Source organism: Thermus albus, from assembly GCF_022760855.1.
Lineage (GTDB): Bacteria > Deinococcota > Deinococci > Deinococcales > Thermaceae > Thermus > Thermus albus.
In genome coordinates, this window is sequence record NZ_JAKTNR010000002.1 from 344,966 (window position 1) to 362,224 (window position 17,259).

At 63.1% G+C, this 17,259-nt stretch carries 13 protein-coding genes and 2 pseudogenes; 3 read left to right on the forward strand and 12 right to left on the reverse strand.

The window, feature by feature from the left end; genetic code table 11:
- Positions 1 to 190: 190 nt before the first annotated feature.
- Positions 191 to 739, reverse strand: a complete 549-nt coding sequence (locus tag L0D18_RS03675; RefSeq protein WP_243027416.1) for an NUDIX hydrolase — start codon at positions 737 to 739, stop codon at positions 191 to 193.
- Positions 736 to 1,122, reverse strand: a complete 387-nt coding sequence (locus tag L0D18_RS03680) for a GatB/YqeY domain-containing protein (RefSeq protein ID WP_243027417.1) — start codon at positions 1,120 to 1,122, stop codon at positions 736 to 738. The genes L0D18_RS03675 and L0D18_RS03680 overlap by 4 nt, the downstream gene beginning before the upstream one ends.
- Positions 1,123 to 1,152: 30 nt before the next feature.
- On the opposite strand from L0D18_RS03680, the gene purH reads away from it, so the two are divergent.
- Entirely contained in the window at positions 1,153 to 2,643 is a 1,491-nt protein-coding gene (purH, locus tag L0D18_RS03685) for a bifunctional phosphoribosylaminoimidazolecarboxamide formyltransferase/IMP cyclohydrolase (protein WP_243027419.1), read from the forward strand.
- Between the two features lie 67 nt (positions 2,644 to 2,710).
- Positions 2,711 to 2,860, forward strand: coding sequence for a hypothetical protein (locus L0D18_RS03690; RefSeq protein WP_243027420.1), 150 nt, complete (start codon positions 2,711 to 2,713; stop codon positions 2,858 to 2,860).
- Positions 2,861 to 2,936: 76 nt separating this feature from the next.
- Here the strand turns inward: L0D18_RS03690 and L0D18_RS03695 are convergent, their stop codons facing one another.
- Positions 2,937 to 3,971 (reverse strand): fatty acid desaturase, encoded by a 1,035-nt coding sequence (locus L0D18_RS03695; protein WP_243027421.1) that lies wholly within the window; start codon positions 3,969 to 3,971, stop codon positions 2,937 to 2,939.
- A gap of 648 nt (positions 3,972 to 4,619) precedes the next feature.
- Positions 4,620 to 5,864 (reverse strand): annotated as a pseudogene (locus tag L0D18_RS03700) (IS256 family transposase).
- 127 nt (positions 5,865 to 5,991) lie between these two features.
- Here L0D18_RS03700 and L0D18_RS11870 point away from each other — a divergent pair.
- Positions 5,992 to 6,114 carry a hypothetical protein gene (locus L0D18_RS11870; RefSeq protein WP_279231316.1) on the forward strand — a complete coding sequence of 41 codons (123 nt, stop codon included), beginning with the start codon at positions 5,992 to 5,994 and terminating at the stop codon, positions 6,112 to 6,114.
- A 93-nt stretch (positions 6,115 to 6,207) separates the two neighbouring features.
- Here L0D18_RS11870 and L0D18_RS03705 read toward each other — a convergent pair whose 3' ends face one another.
- The 8 genes and pseudogenes from L0D18_RS03705 to L0D18_RS03735 all read right to left on the reverse strand — a co-directional run bounded on the left by L0D18_RS03705 (position 6,208) and on the right by L0D18_RS03735 (position 17,094).
- Positions 6,208 to 7,734 (reverse strand): ABC transporter transmembrane domain-containing protein, encoded by a 1,527-nt coding sequence (locus tag L0D18_RS03705; protein ID WP_124104143.1) that lies wholly within the window; start codon positions 7,732 to 7,734, stop codon positions 6,208 to 6,210.
- A complete protein-coding gene (gene lanKC / locus L0D18_RS03710; protein ID WP_243027422.1) occupies positions 7,694 to 10,459 on the reverse strand; it encodes a class III lanthionine synthetase LanKC in 2,766 nt (921 codons plus the stop codon). Before lanKC ends, L0D18_RS03705 begins: the two co-directional genes overlap by 41 nt.
- Positions 10,460 to 10,575: 116 nt before the next feature.
- A complete protein-coding gene (locus L0D18_RS12010) occupies positions 10,576 to 10,680 on the reverse strand; it encodes a class III lanthipeptide (RefSeq protein ID WP_423247889.1) in 105 nt (34 codons plus the stop codon).
- Positions 10,681 to 10,861: 181 nt separating this feature from the next.
- Positions 10,862 to 11,753 (reverse strand): annotated as a pseudogene (locus tag L0D18_RS11955) (transposase family protein).
- Positions 11,754 to 11,872: 119 nt separating this feature from the next.
- Positions 11,873 to 12,082, reverse strand: coding sequence for a hypothetical protein (locus L0D18_RS03720; protein WP_243027423.1), 210 nt, complete (start codon positions 12,080 to 12,082; stop codon positions 11,873 to 11,875).
- Positions 12,079 to 12,678 (reverse strand): ParA family protein, encoded by a 600-nt coding sequence (locus L0D18_RS03725; protein WP_243027424.1) that lies wholly within the window; start codon positions 12,676 to 12,678, stop codon positions 12,079 to 12,081. The genes L0D18_RS03720 and L0D18_RS03725 overlap by 4 nt, the downstream gene beginning before the upstream one ends.
- Before the next feature lie 97 nt (positions 12,679 to 12,775).
- A complete protein-coding gene (locus tag L0D18_RS03730) occupies positions 12,776 to 15,619 on the reverse strand; it encodes an ATP-binding protein (protein WP_243027425.1) in 2,844 nt (947 codons plus the stop codon).
- Positions 15,616 to 17,094 (reverse strand): hypothetical protein, encoded by a 1,479-nt coding sequence (locus L0D18_RS03735; RefSeq protein WP_243027426.1) that lies wholly within the window; start codon positions 17,092 to 17,094, stop codon positions 15,616 to 15,618. The genes L0D18_RS03730 and L0D18_RS03735 overlap by 4 nt, the downstream gene beginning before the upstream one ends.
- Positions 17,095 to 17,259 lie beyond the last annotated feature (165 nt).

Sequence of the window (17,259 nt, forward strand, 5' to 3'; positions counted from 1 at the left end):
GCCGGGAAAGCTCGCCCCTTTAGGGGTGGGACGTTCATTTGGGGTAGGGGCCCCAGAGAGGGCAGTTGCCTTCAAGATACGGGCCTTGCCCGTGACCAAGATACGGGCCTTGCCCGTGACCAAGATACGGGCCTTGCCCGTGACCGATGAAGGGGGAAGCCCGCTCCTTTAGGGGTGGGAGGAGGTCACACTAGAGGAGGCCTTCAGCCTTAAGGTAAGGCCGAGCGTAGAAGAGGGTAAGGGCGGTGGAGGCGTCCTGGATCTCCCCGGCCTCCAGAAGGCGGTAGATGTCCGGAAGGGGGAGTTCCACGGTTTCCAGGAGCTCCCCATCCTCCAGGGCCGGCCTGGCCACCACCTCCGCCTGCAGGGCCAAAAAGGGGTGGAAGACCACGGCGGTAAAGGAGGGTTGGGGGTGGAAGGGAGGGAGGGAGAGGAAGCGCTTGGCCGCGGCCCCCACTTCCTCCAAAAGCTCCCGCCGGGCGGCCTCGAGGGGGGTTTCCCCAGGGTCCACCTTGCCCGCAGGGATTTCCAACAGGAACTTGCCCGTGGGGTGACGGTACTGGCGGATGAGGAGGGCGGTGGCCCTATCGGTCACGGGCAGGACGAAGCTGGCCGCCACCGGCCCCGGGCGGTAGATGTAGGTGAGTTCCTTGCCGGTGTGGGTGCGCACCCTTTCCCTCACCAGCCTGACGGGCTCGGTGAGGATCTCTTCCAGCTCTATCCGCTTCCAAGGGTTCATTTCGCCAAGCGCTCAATCACCCGCCGCACCTTCTCCCCAGGGGCCCTAGGCCCCAGGGCCTTGGTCACCACCCCGATGGCCGCCAGGGGGGTCTTGAACTGGGAGAAGTCTATATTCTCCCGGATCCAGGCCTCTATCTCCTCCTCGGACATCTCCTTGGGTAGGAAGCGGTCTAAAAACTCCACCTCAAAAGCGTTTCCCTGCTCTTGGGCGATCTCCCTAAGGGCCTTAAGCACCTTTACCGCCTCGGTGTCGGGTAGGGGTTTCCCGTCCCCCTTGCGGTCCAGTTCCGCTTTCACCACCCGGGCGAAGTCCAGGGTCTTCTGGTCCCGGGCCTTCATGGCCTCCTTGATGGTCTCCTTGATGGCCTCGTAGATGCTCATCCTTCTTAGTTTAGCCGGTAAAATGCCCCCATGTGGGCGCTCCTTTCCGTTTCCGATAAAAGGGGGCTTCTTCCCTTTGCCGAAGGGCTTTTGCGCCTAGGCTTTCGGCTTTTGGCCACCGGGGGTACCTATAGGGCCTTGAGGGAGGCGGGTCTTCCCGTGACCTACATCTCCGACTTTACCGGCTTTCCCGAGGTTCTGGAGGGCCGGGTGAAGACCCTCCACCCCAAGGTGCATGCGGGGCTTCTCGCCCGTCCTGACCAGGAGGAGGAGCTTAAGGCCTTAGGCTTTGACAGGATCGCCCTCTTGGCCGTGAACCTTTACCCTTTTCGGGAGACCGTGGCCAAGGGGGCCAGCTTTGCCGAGGCCCTGGAGCAGATTGACATTGGGGGGCCGGCCATGCTCCGGGCGGCGGCCAAAAACCATGGGGCGGTGCTGCCCGTGTGCGATCCCGAGGACTATCCCCGGGTCCTCGAGGCCTTGGAGGAGGGCCCAAGCCCAGAGTTCCGCAGGGAGCTGGCCCGTAAGGCCTTCGCCCACACCGCAGCCTACGACGCCGCCATCGCCGAGTGGCTGGCCGCGGAGAAGTTCCCCCCCGAGAAGTTCTTGGTCCTAAGGCGGGAAAGCCCCTTGCGCTACGGGGAAAACCCCCACCAGGAGGCGGCCCTTTATCGCGTGGAAGGGGAGCGGGGGCCCCTTTTGGAGGCCCAGGTCCTCCAGGGTAAGGCCATGAGCTTCAACAACTACCTGGATGCGGAAGCCGCCTGGAACCTGGTTTCCGAGTTTGCCGAGCCCGCCTGCGTGGCCATCAAGCACCAAAACCCCTGCGGGGTGGCCTTAGGGGAAGGCCCCTTGGAGGCCTACCGGAAGGCCTATGAGGCCGATCCCGTTTCCATCTTTGGGGGCATTGTGGCCTTTAACCGACCCGTGGACGGGGCCACGGCGGAGGCCATGAAGGAGGTGTTCTTGGAGGTGGTCCTGGCTCCGGACTTTACCCAGGAGGCCCTAGCCCTCTTTTCCCGCAAGAAAAACCTGCGCCTGCTAAGGGTTCCCTTTCCCGCCCAAGGGCCCTACCTGGACCTACGCCGCATGCGGGGTGGGGTCCTCCTCCAGGATGCCGACACCCAAGATCCGATACAGCCCCAGGTGGTCACCAAGGAGGCCCCCAGAGAAGGGGAGTGGCAGGACCTCCTTTTCGCCTGGAAGGTGGTCAAGCACGTGCGCTCCAACGCCATCGTGGTGGCCAAGGAAGGCCAGACCCTGGGCATTGGGGTGGGGCAGACCAACCGCTACACCGCTGCCAAGCACGCCCTCAAGACCGCCAAGGAAAAGGCTAAGGGAGCGGTTTTGGCTTCCGATGCCTTCTTCCCCTTTGACGACGTGGTGCGGCTTGCGGCGGAGTTTGGCATCCGGGCCATTATCCAGCCTGGGGGAAGCGTGCGGGACGAGGATTCCATCCGGGCCGCCGACGAGCTGGGCCTGGCCATGGTCTTCACCGGGGTGCGGCACTTTAGGCACTAGGCGCACCAAAGTCCATGGGCGCTACACCATAAGCCTGAAGCCTAGCCTGGCGCAGCCTGGGGAGGGGATGCGCGCCCGCTTGGGCCTTACGGGAAGCCAGGTGTCCCCCGTGGCCCGGAGGCCTTTAGAGGAGGAGTTCGCCCAGGGGTGCTGCACCCTGCCGCGTGGAGGGGAGAAGGGGCGGCATCCTCCTGGCGGCCTCCCGGGGACCTTCTAGAGGCTTTGGGGGGAGCATTGGGGCCTTGTGCAGCAAAAAGGAGCCGCCTGGGGCTCCTTTAAGACTAGGGGAGCGCCTAGTAGGCCTTTTTGCCTTGGGCTTCCTTAAGACGCCTATGGGCTTCCTTAAAGCCCACCAGCTTGCGGCTTTCCTCGTCGTAGAGGTGCATGTCGGCAAAGGCGATCTTGAAGGCATCCTTGAGGGTAACCGTGGGGGCCACCTTTACCAGGTCCACCTCTTCCTGCACCTTGGGCAGGAGGTAGTTGGGGATCTTGGGGGCCAGGTGGTGGATGTGGTGGAAGCCGATGTTGCCCGTGAGCCACTGGAGCACCTTGGGAAGCTTCAGGTAGGTGCTTCCCTCCATGGCCGCCTTCAGGTACTCCCAGCGGGGGTCGTGCTCCCAGTAGACGTCTTCAAACTGGTGTTGCACGTAGAAGAGGAAGATGCCTATCATGCCCGCCATGTACTGGATGGGCAGGTAGACCAAAAGAAGGGTTTTCACCCCGAAGAAGACCCCGATGCCCGCCAAGAGAAGGGCGAGGAAGAGATTGGTGAGGGCCACGGAGTTGCGCACCGAGGGCTTGTCGGAGCCGTAGCCCAAGGGAAGCCGGTAGGAGAGCATGAAGACGTAGATGGGTCCCAGGAAGAACATGACCCACGGATTGCGGTAGAGCCGGTACTTGAGCCTTTCCCAGGGGCTGGCCTTCAAGTACTCCTCCAGGGTCATGGTGTAAATATCCCCTACCCCCCGCTTGTCCAGGTTGCCGCTGGTGGCGTGGTGCCGGGCGTGGGAAAGTTGCCAGTGATGGTAGGGTACCAGGGTGAGCACCCCGGTGAAGAAGCCCAGGAGGTCGTTGGCCCACTTCTTGGGGAAGAAGGAGCCGTGGCCGGCGTCGTGTTGCAGGATAAAAAGGCGCACTAGGAACAAGGCGGCCACGAAGTCCAAAAGGAGGGTTAGGGCCAGGGAGACGGCAAGGGCCTTGTGGGCCAGGTAGAAGAGAAGGAGGAGGGGAAGAAGGGTGTTGGCCACCTGGCGCAGACTCCTCCAGGTATTGGGCTTGGCATAGGGCTTGATGAGGGGGATCCAGTCTTTGGGTTCTACTTTCCTCATAGACACTCCTCTTTCCAAGGAGTGCCTCAGGTTACTCCCGGGATGGATGAGGACTGTGAGAGAGGTTCACGTGGGGGAAGTTACTTTTTTTAAAGCCACCTTATCATAAGGATCAAATATGCCCAGGCGAACCCAGGTAACCCTTAGGCTTTCCCAAATCCTTCTTCGTGAGGCTCCCTTAAAGACCAGGTTCCAGGAGTTCCTCATGGCCCTCATGGAGGTATCTGGGCTACCCTTGCAGGCCAAGGGGGCCCTTTTTCTCAAGGAGGGGGAAACCCTCCGTCTGGTGGTGGAGCACAACCTGGACGAGCCCCTCAAGGTTTCTTGCGCCACCCTCCCCCTGGGGCGATGCCTTTGCGGGCGGGTGGGGCATAGTGGAGAGGCGCATTATTCCCCTTTAGCAACAAATTGTAAACCGCCCGTTTCTGAATTTCTCGTCCAGGACGTTAAAATCCCCATCCACCTTTTTCGGGAGAAAATACAAAGAAAGGCAGGTGTTTACACGCTCCCAATGCGGACCCCCTTGGGAAAAAGTTCCACCCCCCTCAGATCAGGAAGTGCGATGAACAAGGCTTTGCTCTTTTAAGCACGAACTTTTTTCCTGTGAAAGGAAGATTTTCCTGGGAAAGAACTCGGGACCTGGTCGTGTCAAGATTTATGTGTAAGCGTCTGTGTACGGGGGGCATACCTCTCCCGAAGCATCCCTTCCAACACCTCCTGCACCTCGGCAAAACCCTTCAACCTCCGCTCCGCCCACCTCCCCTCCTGCCGCTCGGACTCCAGGTACAAAAGCTTGTACACCGCCTCTTCCTTGGGAAACTTGTGGTCCCGCACCTTCGTCCCACGCCTCACCAGAACGCTAGCCCTTCGGGCTGAGCCCGAATAAACCGCTCCATCAGGTTAGTGCTCCGAAGATAGGGCCAAAGCACCTGGGGGCAATCGTAAAAGCGAAGCAGGGCCCCAGAGTCCTCCCACCAGGCCGCCACCAGGGAAGGATACCGAGACCCCCAGGCCTCCTTGAGCCTCTCCAAGGCCTCAAGGTACGCTTCGCGTGACCAAGGGCTTCCACCCGGCTCCTCGCCCCATAAATCCCCTTCAGGTCCTGCGCCAGCAAGGCCCGGTCCCGGGAACGCACCTGGGCCAGGCTGGAGCGCACCCTATGCACCACGCACACCTGCCACTGGGCCAGGGGATACACCCGGCGGATCGCCTCTTCCATCCCGGGTAGGCCATCGGTGATGAAGAGCAAAACCCGCCGCAGGCCCCTTTGCCATAGTTCCCTCAAGCTAGCCCTATCGGGCTGACCAAGACCTCTTCCCAGGCAGTGGCGCTTTCCGTAGGCAAAAGCCAAAAGCCCAGAACCTGCCTCTGCCCACCAGGGGTGACGCCCAGAGCCACATAGACCGCCTCCCGCTCCACCCCAATCCCCTCCCTTAGGACCTTCAAGAAGAAACCGTCCAGGTAGACCCAGGCCATATCTTCCGGTATAGGCCTATGACGGAAGGCCTCCACCTCCTTCAGCACCTGGTCGGTAAGGGCGCTGATGGTCTCGTGGGTGTAGCGGTGGCCCAGAAGCAGGCTCATCACCTCGGCCGCCTTGCGCTGACTGACCCCGGCGGCGTACAGGGCCACGGCCACCTCGCCCAGGTCCACCTGGCGGCGGGCGTAGGGCTGGAGGGAGCTGGGGTAGTACCTCCCTTCCCGATCCCTTGGGATGGAAAGCTCCACCTGGCCAAAAGCGGTCTCCAGCTTCCTGGGGTAGTAGCCGTTTTTCCGCCCCCCGTGTTCCCGCAAGAAGGCTTCCCGGTCGGCGTTGAGCAGGGCCTGCAGAACCTGGGTTACCGTTTCCCTCACTGCTTCCCTCAAGATCATCTGGAGGGTATCCTGATCCATGGGGTACCTCCTCTCCCGTTGGTACCCCCATTCATATACATACCCTTACACATAATTCCTTACACGACCGGAGATTCCCCGGGAGCGAGGGTTTATGCCCTTGCCCAAGGGGTGGAGGAGCGGACTTTTGCCTGGCTGGGGCGAAAGGCGGCTGGGGGAGGAGTACGAGTACCGCCCTGAGGTGACGGAAGCTTGGGTGTATGTGGGCAGGCTGCGCTTGTGGGTGAAGCGGCTAGCCCGGGCCGCCTGAGGTGGGGTGGGGGTTTTACGACAGCCTCTCACCCACTCAGCAGACCCGCCCTTCACAGTGTTCGCAGCTTTAAAGCCTGGGTGAACGCGGGCGCTACCGGGAGTCCACCCCCTGCGGCCCCGCCAGCTCCACTACCCGGTCGAAGCGGCTGTGCAAAGCCTCATCCCCGTGCAGTACCACGACCAGGGCCTTTCCCGCGGTCCGGCGCAGGATGAGATCGAGCACCCCCTCGCGGCTCTCGAGGTCCAGGTTGGCCAAGGGCTCGTCCAGAAGGTAGAGGTCGGCCTCTTCGCAAAGCAGGGCGCCGATGGCGGCCCTCTGCCGCTGCCCCGAGGACAGGGCCTCCGGGCGGCGGTCCTCCAGGCCCTCTAGCCCCAGTTCCCGGCGGATCCCGGCGTCGGGAACCAGCTCGCGTACCGTCAAGGGCGGCAGTTCCGGGGGAGCGGTGAGCGCGGCCACCCGCGCGGGCCGCTCCACCTTACCCCTCTCGGGGGCTAGATACCCAGAAAGCACGTGCAGCAGGGTGGTCTTGCCCACGCCGTTGGGCCCTACGAGGAGCACGCGCTCACCCGAGCGGATTTCCACCCGCGGCAGCTCCAGCGGGGCCCCGCCCGCGTAGTCCAGCCGCACCCCCTCGAGCCGGGCTTCGGCGGCCGGCTGCACGTAGGGGTCGGGTGCGGAGGAGAGCAGTCCGTGCAAGCGCTCGAGGATCTGCCCGTAGCGGTGGAACTCGGGCACCCGGCGCAACAGGGAAAAGGTGTTGTCCACCGCCCGCCAAAAGGCGTTGACGAAGGCCAAGAACCCGCCGAAGCTCAGCACGCGGATCAGGACGAAGTAGCCGCCCACGACCAGCGCGAGCGTGTTGGCCAGGTTCATGAACACGTCGCTCCAGGCCTGTTGGGCCCACATCAGCCGGTGGCTGCGGTAGGTGTCTTCGAGGTGGGCGCGCAGGGCCTCCCGGTTGGCCGCCAGAGTCGGGCTGAGAAGACGGGGTAGGCCGCGTAGAGCCCGGAAGGCCTTTAGCGATTGGGAGAGGACCTCGAGGTAGCGGGCCTCCGACTCCCGCTCGTACTCAGTCGCCCGGCGAATCCCCGTCCCAACCCGCTGCGCGACCCACAATAGCGGCGGGACCAGGATCGCCAGGGCCAGGGTAGCCTGCCACGACAGGTACAGCAGCACCCCCAGGAAGGTTAGGGCCGCCAGGGCCTGGCGGGCTAGGTCAACCAAGAGGGAAATCGCAGGGGCCAGCCCCTCGAGGACATCCCGGTGAACCCTGCTCACAAAGGCCCCGGCTCCCTCACGACTGAAGTCTTTCCAGTCTATTCGCAGGGCCTGGGCCAGCAGCCGCCCCTCCAAATCAAGCACCACCTGGTTGATAAGGGCCTTCTGCCAGAGGGAGGCGACCCAGAAGAGAGCGATCAGGCCCAGTCCCACAGCGAGGTAGGCGAATCCCAGGAGGGCGAAGCGCCGGAAGTCTTGCGCGATCACCGCCTCGTCGAAGAGCCACTTGAGCATCAACGGATGGAGCAGGGCCTCGGTCGCGCTCACCAGGCTGCTAACCGCCACCAGCAGCAGGAACTCACCCCTGCGCCCCTCCAGGAGGGTCCATAACGTCTTCATCGGGCATCACCTCGTCCAGCATAAAGTCGGCGGGGCCGGGGCTCGCCACCCGGTGCAGCACCCGCAGAACCCCAGCGCAACCGGTTGCGAAGTCACAGGAGACCCGCAGCAGTCCCTCACCGGGGACGGCTAACCCCTCCAGGGTTCGCCCCTGGGGTAGGAGGCTGGCGCATGTGCGCGGCTCGAAGAGGTAGAGGGTGCGAAGCCCCTCCAGCTGGCGCTCCAGCCGCGCGAGGTGGATCAGCCCCCTGGTGAGCAGATAGGCATCAAGGAGGGTGTCGATGACCCCGGCTATACCGAACAGGTAGCCCGGAAGCACCGAGTACTTGCGGCCAAGTTCGTTGAGCAGGGGCCGGGCCTCCTCGAGCCATCCGTAGCGCAGCAGCACCTTAGCCACCCCCGCGCTTCCCACCTCGACATAGGGTTCGAGGGTGCCCTTATAGCGGAAGCTCATCGTGCCGGGTCCCGTCCGCTCGGCCTGGGCCAGGTCAAAGCGTAGTGCAGCCTCCCCGTCCTGCCGTGCGGCCAGGTCGCCGGTTAGCTGGTGCAGCCGCAACAGGAAGAGTGCCACTCCGGACTGGCCGAAGCCCAATCCGGTGAAGGGCTCGTCGCCACTGAAGCGGTTGACCCAGTAGGCCGTCCCGTCCTTGCGTTGAGCGCGGCTCGCCAGTCGGCGGTAGATGTCCAGGGCTGCATCAAGGTAAGCCAGTTCCCTGTCATGTAGGTAGAAGTGAAGGTTGGCCAGCCCGACTCCGCTCAGCCCGTAGTAGAGGGTATAGTCCTCGAGGCTGGGGTGATGGTTGGCCCGTCCAAGCACTTCCCGCGCTACCTCGACCTCACCAAGCTCGAGCAACACCCAGGCAATCCCTGCCAGCCCGGTTAGCAGGCCCGGGGGGAAGTCCTGCGGGTCAGCGCGGCGGGCTCGGTCAATGAACCACTTCCGCCAGGACTCGTTGAGGCTGAAACCCGCCTTGTGCAGCGCGTATAGGACCCCTCCAGCACCGAACCCCAGGCTCAGCGGGTTGGTCAGTACGGCGAAGGGGTCGGAGGGAAAGAGCGTGGGGCGTGCGGGATCGGCGGCCTGTTCGAGGAAACGAGCGATCTGTACGGCCCACTCGCGGGCCTGCCGCGAGCAGGGGGCTTCCCCTACATCCCAGCGTGTGGCGGTCGGCACGCTGCGCAGCGGCGGTGTAGTCACCCGCCGCACCATACGCTCCTCCTCCTCGGTCAAGAACTCCAGCACCCCGCCGAGATCCCGCTCGCCCTCAGCGACCGAGACAATGAAGTCATGGATCTCTAAGGGCCACCCCATGTCGCGGATGAGTGCGGGGTAGACATCGCGGAAGAGTTCGGGGCGCAGGACCGCATATGCGCTGATGGGGTAGATGAAGTAGGCCATCATGCTAGCTAAGCTGTACAGGTCGTCGTACTCATCGTAAACGTGCTGTCTTGCCCGGTCGATCCGCCGGAAGCCGGGGGTGTACAGCAGGACCGGCCGCGCCAGCTCGTCTCCCTCTGCCCCTCCCTCCGATCGCCACATCGAGGCTTCAAAGTCAATGAGCACGACGCGGAGAGTATTCTTTTTGAGGAGGAAATTTCTTGCGGAGAGGTCGCCCAGCAGCACCCCTCGGCTATGCACAGCCTGTATTGCGCGGGCAAAGCTGCGGAATAGGCGAAAGAAAGACCGAAGGTAACGGGCGGAGCCCTGGCGGCTAGCCCGCACCGCCAGTAGCGGGTGGTGCTTGCGGAAAAGTGCAGCACGGATATCAATCCCTTCGACGTACTCTTCCGCAAGAAACAGGTGTTCCCACTCTTCAAACAACTCTATGGGGCGGGGAGCCACGCCGGTGCCGTTGAGTTGTCGCAGGATCTCCCACTCGCGGCGCAAGAGCACTTGCGCATCGTAAGATCCCAGGGGGTCAAAGTTGGTGTAGGGCCGGGCCTCTTTGATTACCACCCGTCGCCCGGTACGCAAGTCCCGCGCCAGATAGACCCCTCCGCTGTTGGAGAAGCTGAGCGCCTCCAGTACCTCGTAACGTCTGTTGAGCATCGGAGGCGCGTCCCCCTCTGGAGGCGTCCAGTCGTCGAAGGGCCAAGCCACCCAAGCGGGAGGGGCGAAGTACGGCTCGCGCCGGTCGGGAACCAACTCCAGTGCGGGCGTGGCGATCGCCGGAATCCGGCGACCTAGCTCGTCTACAATGTACTGTTGGCGGAAGGCGCCGTAGCGGAAGTACACCGCCCGCGAGTCCTTGTAGCGGAGGTCGGAGAGAATGTAGGCGCCCGCCTCACCCGTGATCCTTTCAGCCAGGCCCTGGATCACTTCACGAAACAGCTGTACCGAGGCGGGATAGGCGGTGATGAACTTGCCCGAGCTGCCGCGGGCCATGGCCTTGGAGTTGAGCAGCACGAGCACGTTGCGATCCAGCGCGAACTTGAACGCTACCCTCAACTCTTCAAAGTAGCTCGCCGCCTTGGCCAGCACCCGCTCGGCATTGCCGGGGTGGGCACTGACATGAATCTTCCACCCCTGCTCCGGCAGCGCTGCCCCCTCATCGTAATAGACTACCCACCAGATGCCCTCCCGGATCGCCCGCTCGCGCGCCTCCCCGGTCAGCACGTCGGCAAAGCCCCTGCCCTGAGGGCAGTAGTACGTGTCCAGAGGCTCGTAGAACAGGCTATCGTCCCAAACGTACAGGAACCGGTCTACCCAACGCTCATCCCTCATCGCTCTGGCCCCGTGGTCCTCAGCTCCTGGAGCGCCGTTCTGCCCTAGGGCTGGCCCGTCGGAACGGCCGCGCCGGGGTATCCCAGCGCAGCCGTTCTGGAAGCTCAGGCCGCTGTTTACATTGCCTTGCTACAACAGGCGCTGAAGCTGCTCGTCCAGCTGGCTGCAGCAAAGCCTGGATCCTGCCGCACGGTCATCCTCTGGAGGCTGAGAACCTTCATTGCGTTTCCTCCTTTCTGAACCCACTACCGGGATCACCTCTAGGGCCGAAAGCCGCCTGTGACCGGTTGTTCACTTGCCTTTCTCACCCCCTTTCACCCCACAGTTTCCGGAGCTAGTGCCCTTTTTTCAAGCCCCCCCGGGCTGACCTCGGTCGTGTAAGGAATTCCTTCGTGTGCTACCTCATAGCTCCCCCCTAGCCATTTTCAAGAGCACCCGGCTACGGATGAGGTTGTGGACCAGCAGGATGAGGTTCACCCGGGCCACTAGACCCCAGTAGGACCGAACCTCTATCCGGTGAAGCCCCAAAGAGCGTACCATCACGCTAAACCGGGTCTCGATCCAGTTGCGTACCCTCCCCATCCACTCTCTCCACCCCGTCTCCACCACCTTTCCTCCCCTAAGCCGGTAGGAAGGTGTCTTGACCCCCTGGACCCAGCGAAAACCCCGGTCACCAAGGACCGCGGGCAAACCCTCCAGAAGCTCCCCTGCCCAGGTCTCCCGGGCATTCCCGGGAAGAAGAGTCCAACGAAAGAAGAGGCCCCGCTCGTTCATCACCGGCACAAGGACGTACCCGCCAAAGGCTCCCAGGGGACCCACCCCCACCGCGGCCTCAGGAAGAGAGAGGCCGTGGATACGGTGGCCGTGGGCCAGGGGGATGGGCTTGAGGTCTACCACCTGGAGCAGGCCTTGTCCCCCGGAGAGCTTTAAGGCGAGGTGGGCCAGCAGCCCATGAGCCTTCTGGAGGATCCGGTAGAAACGGGAGAGGTGGGGGAGGGAGGGGAAGTAAGCCTTCAGGGTAGTCTTGGCCGCGAGGTAGCCTTTGGCGAGGTCCTGGCCCTGGCTGCTTCCCCGTAGGGGAACATCTTGCGGAGGAGGAAGATGGCGAGGGCCAGGAGTTCGGCCAGGGTGGCCTTTTGGTGCTTTTGCTTTTTGGGGAGCTTGAAACCTTGAGCGACGAGGGCTTTGAGTTCGTCATCCACCCAAATGTAGGTAGCCACGATGAGGGTCTCTGCGTCAAGATGGTAGGTCAGCCAAAGGCTACGTTCTGGGGGTGCTCACGGTCTTGTGGCATAGCACCCCCTCTTTTTTCACACCCTGGGGGGACAGATCAAGTAGCACACGAAGGTATGTGAACCCTCAAGAACTTCTCTTCCTTCGGCATAGGGCTTTCCTCAGTTGGTTTTTCTCGCGCTATTGTTTTAGGACCCTTCTGATAGCCTCCTCCACCAACTCCGATATCTCCTTTCCCTCCTCCACCGCCTTGAGCTTCAGTTGCCGGTGAAGATCCTTGGGGATATACACCTTTAAGGCAGTGTAGTCCTCTCGGCGGCTCTTCCCCTGGATCCTACCCTCGCCCTCTCCCTCCTTGAGGGTGTGGACCAGCTTGGCAAACTTGCTCATCCTGGCACCTCCATTATCTCCTGCCCCACCTCTCGGTAATCCTCCCAGGCTAGGCGAGCCCGGGGATCCGGCACCTGGTACACCGGTACCCCCAGGAGGGCTGCCTTGGGAAAGGCGGCGGCCCGACGGATCCGCCCTCGAAAAAGGGGAACCCCATGGCTTTCCAGCAGGCTTCTGGCCTCATCCCCGTCCCGGCTTGGACGTGGGGGGATCATGGTGAGGAGAACCCGATACCTGGCCCCTGACCCCCTGAGGGCTTCCAGGGTGGCCAGGAGGGCCTCCAAAGCAAGGGCATCGGGGGTGGTGGGCAGAATCAGGAGGTCTACCCCCTCCGCCAGCGCCTTCAGGTCCTCCTTTGAGGGCCTGGCCTGGGTGTCGATGACCACGTGGGTGTACTCCCGAGCGTAGCGGCTGGCCACCCTTTCATCCACCACCTTCACGGGAAGGCCTCCCCGGGCGTGCCAGCCCGTGGCGGAGCGGTTGGGATCCCCGTCCACCAAGAGGGTGGGGGCCCACGCTGATAGGAAGCTGGCCAGGTGGACAGCGGTAGTGGTCTTGCCTACTCCCCCCTTGAAGCCCGTGACAGCCAGGATCATCACTCCCTCCTAGTCTATCCCCCCGGCTCCTGGGTACCTGGGGTCTTGAGCACCCCAGGACCCCAGGTTCTTGGGGGGAAGCCCAGGGCCTGGGAGGTCAGGCTTTTCCGGCCGTGTTTTGCTCTTCATCTGGCTCACCCACAAAAAAGACGAGATCGGGGCCGATGAGGGACCTGAATTCCTCTTCCCTCTGCTTTTTGAGGTACTCCATCTTGGCCTTCCCATACTTCTGGACCCATTTCTCCTTGTCCTGTTTCATGTCGCACAGGTTCAGGTAAGGGCATTCTTCGCATGCGGTTTCCAAGCAGAAGGCCAGGGGTTGCCTATGGGGTTCTGGCTGGACTCCGCTGTCCAGCAACTCCTTCACCACCCGCTCCACGAAGGAGGGGTCCAGCTTCATCACCCGGTACTGCCGCTCCCAAAGGCGTGGGCGGAGCGATGCGGGTTCGGCGTAGCCGTAGTTGCGGACGATCTGGCCCACCCATTTGGGATCCTGCCACCGGGGGATGTCGTTGGTCCGTTCGCGTCCCCAGCTATCCCCAACCTGCCTTCTGGCCTCCATGATGACGTGCACCAGGGCCACGTGGGAGTAGTACCCCTGGCGGATCAGTTCCTTTAGGGCCACCTCCACTATCTCCGCATCCGTGGGCATGCCCCCCTGTCCTTCCGCCTGCCGCTGGAGGGCTTCCTCCAGGCGGGAAAGGAGGTCGGGATCCCCCAAGTGGTGGGCGATGGTGCGCAACGGGGCGGCGATTTCCTCCAGGCGGTCGCCCTTGCCAGAGAACCTCTCCCGGTAGAGCTGGTGGAGGCTGGGGGCGTTTTCCATGGCCCAGATGTAGAGGTTGTCCCGGAGCTCCTGAAGGCCTTCGGGGGTAAGCCCCGTGGGCCGGTCCCGGTAGCCCAGATCCTTAAGGCGAACGGTGCGGATGGTGAACATCCGGCTTCCCAGGATCTCCCCGGTGCCCTGGGTGTTGGTGATCACCTTTACCCCGAAAAAGTTAAGGGTCTGGACCCTCATGCCCTTGGTGTCCGTCCACTGCTTGAGGGCGGTTTCCTTCTTGTAGGACACCTTGAGGAACTGCTCCAGGTTGGAGGCTTCGGCGCTGCCCGAGCGCTGGCGGACCTCCTCCAGGTCGTCGAAGGCCACCAGTCCCCCGGTTTCGTCGATCAGCCGGGCGGCGGTAGCCGCGCTGGTCTGCCCCGTGATCACTACCCCGTTGGCTCCCACATCCGCCATAAGCCGGGCCAGCTCCGTTTTTCCCGAACCGGGGGGGCCCACGATGAGCACCAGGGGTACAGCGTCGAATACCGCTTGCACATAGGAGGTCATTACCACCAAGGCGGCCAGGACGTAGTCGTTCTCCCGGGGAAGGAGGACTTGCCGCAGGTGCTGGATGATCAGCCTGGGCAGGTCTGGGGGGCGCAGGGTCATGGCGCTCTTCCCAGCCTCCCTGGCCTTCAGGAAGCGGTTGATGGCCTTTTCGCTCCAGGAACTACCCGCGGGGGCCTTGGGCGGCTTACGGATGATGGTTCCGTCGTCCAGGGCCAGGACCCGGTCCTCCAGGGAGGTGCCACGGGGAGCAGGCAAATACCCCCAGCCCAGCACCGCTCCATCCGAGCGGATCACCACCGTGCGGTACCGCGCCCCTTCCTCCCCTCGGTTCTCCAGGATGCGCACGGGCACGTAGAGGTGCCCGTTGATAAAGGCCCGGTTGATGTCCACGGGGTTGGGGAGCCGTACACCCCCGCTTTCCCCATCCTCCCGCTCCGGGGACCAGCGTTCCCCCGCCTCCAGCAGGAGGCGGAAGCCCTCTGGGGTACCCTGGGAGAGGAAGTAGTCCGTCCAGTCTTTCCCCATACCTTCGGGGACCCGCACCCGCACCACGGGCCTCCGGGCCAGGGCGGCCACCTTGCGGGCCATCGCTTCGCCAGCCTCATCCGCATCCTGGCCCAGGTAGACCTCTTCCCAAGGGGCCCAGAAAAGGGGATCCTGCCAGGCCTCAGGGATGGCAGATCCGTGCGTGGAGGTGGCCACCGCCAGGTCGCTGGCCCAGGGCTGCCCCAGGAGCTTCAGCCAGAGGATCCAGCCGTCCTTGGCCCCCTCGCAGATGAAGAGCCTGCGGCGGATGAAGGAGCCCTCAAGGGGAGGAATGGCCCAGTAGGTGGTAGGCTTCCCCCTGCCCCACCCCTTCCCCTTAGCCCCTTGGGTAAGGCCAGGGATGGCGTAGTAGAGGTAGCGGCGGACGGGGATCCCGTCAGGCCCCATAACGGGGTAGGCAAGAGCATCGCGTACCTCCCCTGGATTGTCCAGCCCCAGGTAGAAGCGCCGCACCACCCGGGTGTCCAGCCCCCGTCCCCGCAGGTACTCCAGGGCCGCTTCCGTATGGAGGAGTCGGTTGACGTGGCGCTTTGCCACCTCCTCCGAGGCGGGATCCAGGGGCTCTCCCTGTTCGTTCTTTGGCTTCAGCAGGTCGAGAAAGCGGGGATGGGCGAAGGGATCTTCTCGGTTCTCAGGTACCTGGGTGTTTTGGGGTCCTGGAGTCTTCAGAACCTGGGGCAGCTCAGTACCTGAGTTTTTGGAGGAGGGACCCTTTTCAGCCCCTCCTTTTCGCCTCACCTTACCCCCTTTTCCCTGGGAGTCCCGATAAGGATCTAAGCCCACACCGCGCCCCCTCAGCCATTCCCTGGCCCAGCGGAAGGCCTCCTCGGGGGAGAGGCCCTTCACCGCCTGGATGAGGGTGAGGAGGTTGCCCTGCCGGGGTTCAGGAGCTCCGGGGTTGTGGTCGATCCAAAGGCCGGTTTTGGCATCGATGCTGAGGCTGCTGCCCCTTTCCCCATCGATGGATCCCACCCGGAACTCGTGCCTCAGCCGTTGGGCACCTGGGAGGAGCTCCCCCACCAGCTCATCGATCCGTTCGAGGAGTAGCTCGTGCAGGTTCATTTGCTCCTCCCGTGTAGGGCCACAAGGCTCGCCCTGTAGCGGTCCTCGGGGAGGAAGCGGGCATAGTGGTGCTGCACCATCTGGATGCTGTCCAGGAGGAGGTTGGCCGCATGCTCTAGGCTTTTCGTCTGCTTCACCGCCGCGGTGGCCACGATGTGCCGCATGGAGTGGGGGCCGAAGGGCCTGAGCCCCCTGGGAACCCCGGGCAGGGCCAGGACGTAGGGGCTACGCCGCTTAAACATCCTGTAGAGGGCTTTGACGCTGCGCAGTCTAGGGAAGAGAATGTTTCTATCCCCCTGGACCTGAGCCAGCAGGGGATGGACCGCCCGCAGGTAGGTGTCCACCAGGCTGTTCAGGCGGTAGCGGACCCCTCCCACCTCCATCTCGAAGGGGGGAAGGTCCTCATCCAGGGGGAATAGCAGGGGCTTGTCCCCTTGGTGCCGGAAGGCGGCGCTGTGCTGGTTTTTGAACTCCCCCGGGCGGTAGAGGAGGTGGTACCGCCCCTCCGGGTCCCGGTAGAGGTTTCCCCGCTGGTCCAGCCTGTCCAGCCCCTCCCAGTCGATCCGGGCTCCGTACCAGTGCCTGGCCCGGAGGGGATGGATGCTCATGGCCCACCAGATGAGGGCATCCCGGTAGAGGGCGAGGGCTTCCCCCTTTTCGTGTTGGGACTTTCCCTCAAGGGGGGGGTTCAGGAGGTCCCCCACCCTGCTGGCCAGGTCCTCCAGCATGAAGGCGATGCCCCGGTGTATCCATGCCAGGGGATCCTCCTCCTCCAGGAGGGGTTCCACGTTGTGGTAACCGGTATTTTCCACCTTATGGTGGCCAACAACCCGTCGGAGTTCTCTGAACCTCTCCAGGTCCCCCTTAATGAATCCCTTCCGGATGAGGGGCAGGATTGCGTCCAGGACCTTCTCGTCGGTCGCCGTTACCTGCGGTACACCAAAGCCCTCAAAACGCTTCCAGCGCCAGTTCAGGTAGCCCCAGACCAGGTCGTAATCCCCCAGGAGGTCCAGGGAAAGATCCTCAAGGGAAAACCCCCTTTCCTGGACCAGATAGCCCAGGAACTTTTCCACCTCCCCTCGGTACATGTTCAGTGTAGCCTGGCGTACCCTTCGCTGCGGAATGGAGCCCATCTTCAGGGAAGCCTCCACCGCCTTTTGGCTTCCCCGTTCACTACCTGCCCACATCTCGTATTTCTTCCACCCCTCCTTCACCCCGTCGGGCCAGCGGTCGAAGGGAAGGCTGAAGGGTTTTTCCCGTGCTATCTTCGTCCGGATCTGCCTCTTCGAGCGGCGTTCCGAAAGGGCAAGAAGCTCTCCCCTGAGGGCCGCGCGTTCCTCGGGAGAGAGGTCGGCCACAGGCTTTCCGTACCGGGCCTGGGCGGCCAGGCGCAGGAAGGTGGATCCGATCTCCGCAAGGAGCCCGGTAGTTCTTTCTTTGTAAACCCCCGTGTCCTTTACTTCCCACCGGCGCACCCTTGATGTAAGGGTTCCGGGAGAGAGGCCCAGGGCCTCTTCGATGCGCTCTATGCGCTCCTTGGATGTGGGCTGTTTATGGCCTTTCAGCCAACCCCATATCGTAGACTTACTTACAAGTAAAGCATGAATCCTCCTAGGGTCCTCGGCTATGGCCTAGATACC

Excerpts from the sequence above, each read along its gene's own strand:
- purH (WP_243027419.1), top strand. The coding sequence starts at position 1,153 with ATGTGGGCGCTCCTTTCCGTTTCCGATAAAAGGGGGCTTCTTCCCTTT.
- L0D18_RS03675 (WP_243027416.1), bottom strand. The coding sequence starts at position 739 with ATGAACCCTTGGAAGCGGATAGAGCTGGAAGAGATCCTCACCGAGCCC.
- L0D18_RS03695 (WP_243027421.1), bottom strand. The coding sequence starts at position 3,971 with ATGAGGAAAGTAGAACCCAAAGACTGGATCCCCCTCATCAAGCCCTAT.
- L0D18_RS03690 (WP_243027420.1), top strand. The coding sequence starts at position 2,711 with ATGCGCGCCCGCTTGGGCCTTACGGGAAGCCAGGTGTCCCCCGTGGCC.
- L0D18_RS03730 (WP_243027425.1), bottom strand. The coding sequence starts at position 15,619 with ATGAACCTGCACGAGCTACTCCTCGAACGGATCGATGAGCTGGTGGGG.
- L0D18_RS03705 (WP_124104143.1), bottom strand. The coding sequence starts at position 7,734 with ATGAAGACGTTATGGACCCTCCTGGAGGGGCGCAGGGGTGAGTTCCTG.
- L0D18_RS12010 (WP_423247889.1), bottom strand. The coding sequence starts at position 10,680 with ATGAAGGTTCTCAGCCTCCAGAGGATGACCGTGCGGCAGGATCCAGGC.
- L0D18_RS03720 (WP_243027423.1), bottom strand. The coding sequence starts at position 12,082 with ATGAGCAAGTTTGCCAAGCTGGTCCACACCCTCAAGGAGGGAGAGGGC.
- L0D18_RS03725 (WP_243027424.1), bottom strand. The coding sequence starts at position 12,678 with ATGATCCTGGCTGTCACGGGCTTCAAGGGGGGAGTAGGCAAGACCACT.
- lanKC (WP_243027422.1), bottom strand. The coding sequence starts at position 10,459 with ATGAGGGATGAGCGTTGGGTAGACCGGTTCCTGTACGTTTGGGACGAT.
- L0D18_RS03680 (WP_243027417.1), bottom strand. The coding sequence starts at position 1,122 with ATGAGCATCTACGAGGCCATCAAGGAGACCATCAAGGAGGCCATGAAG.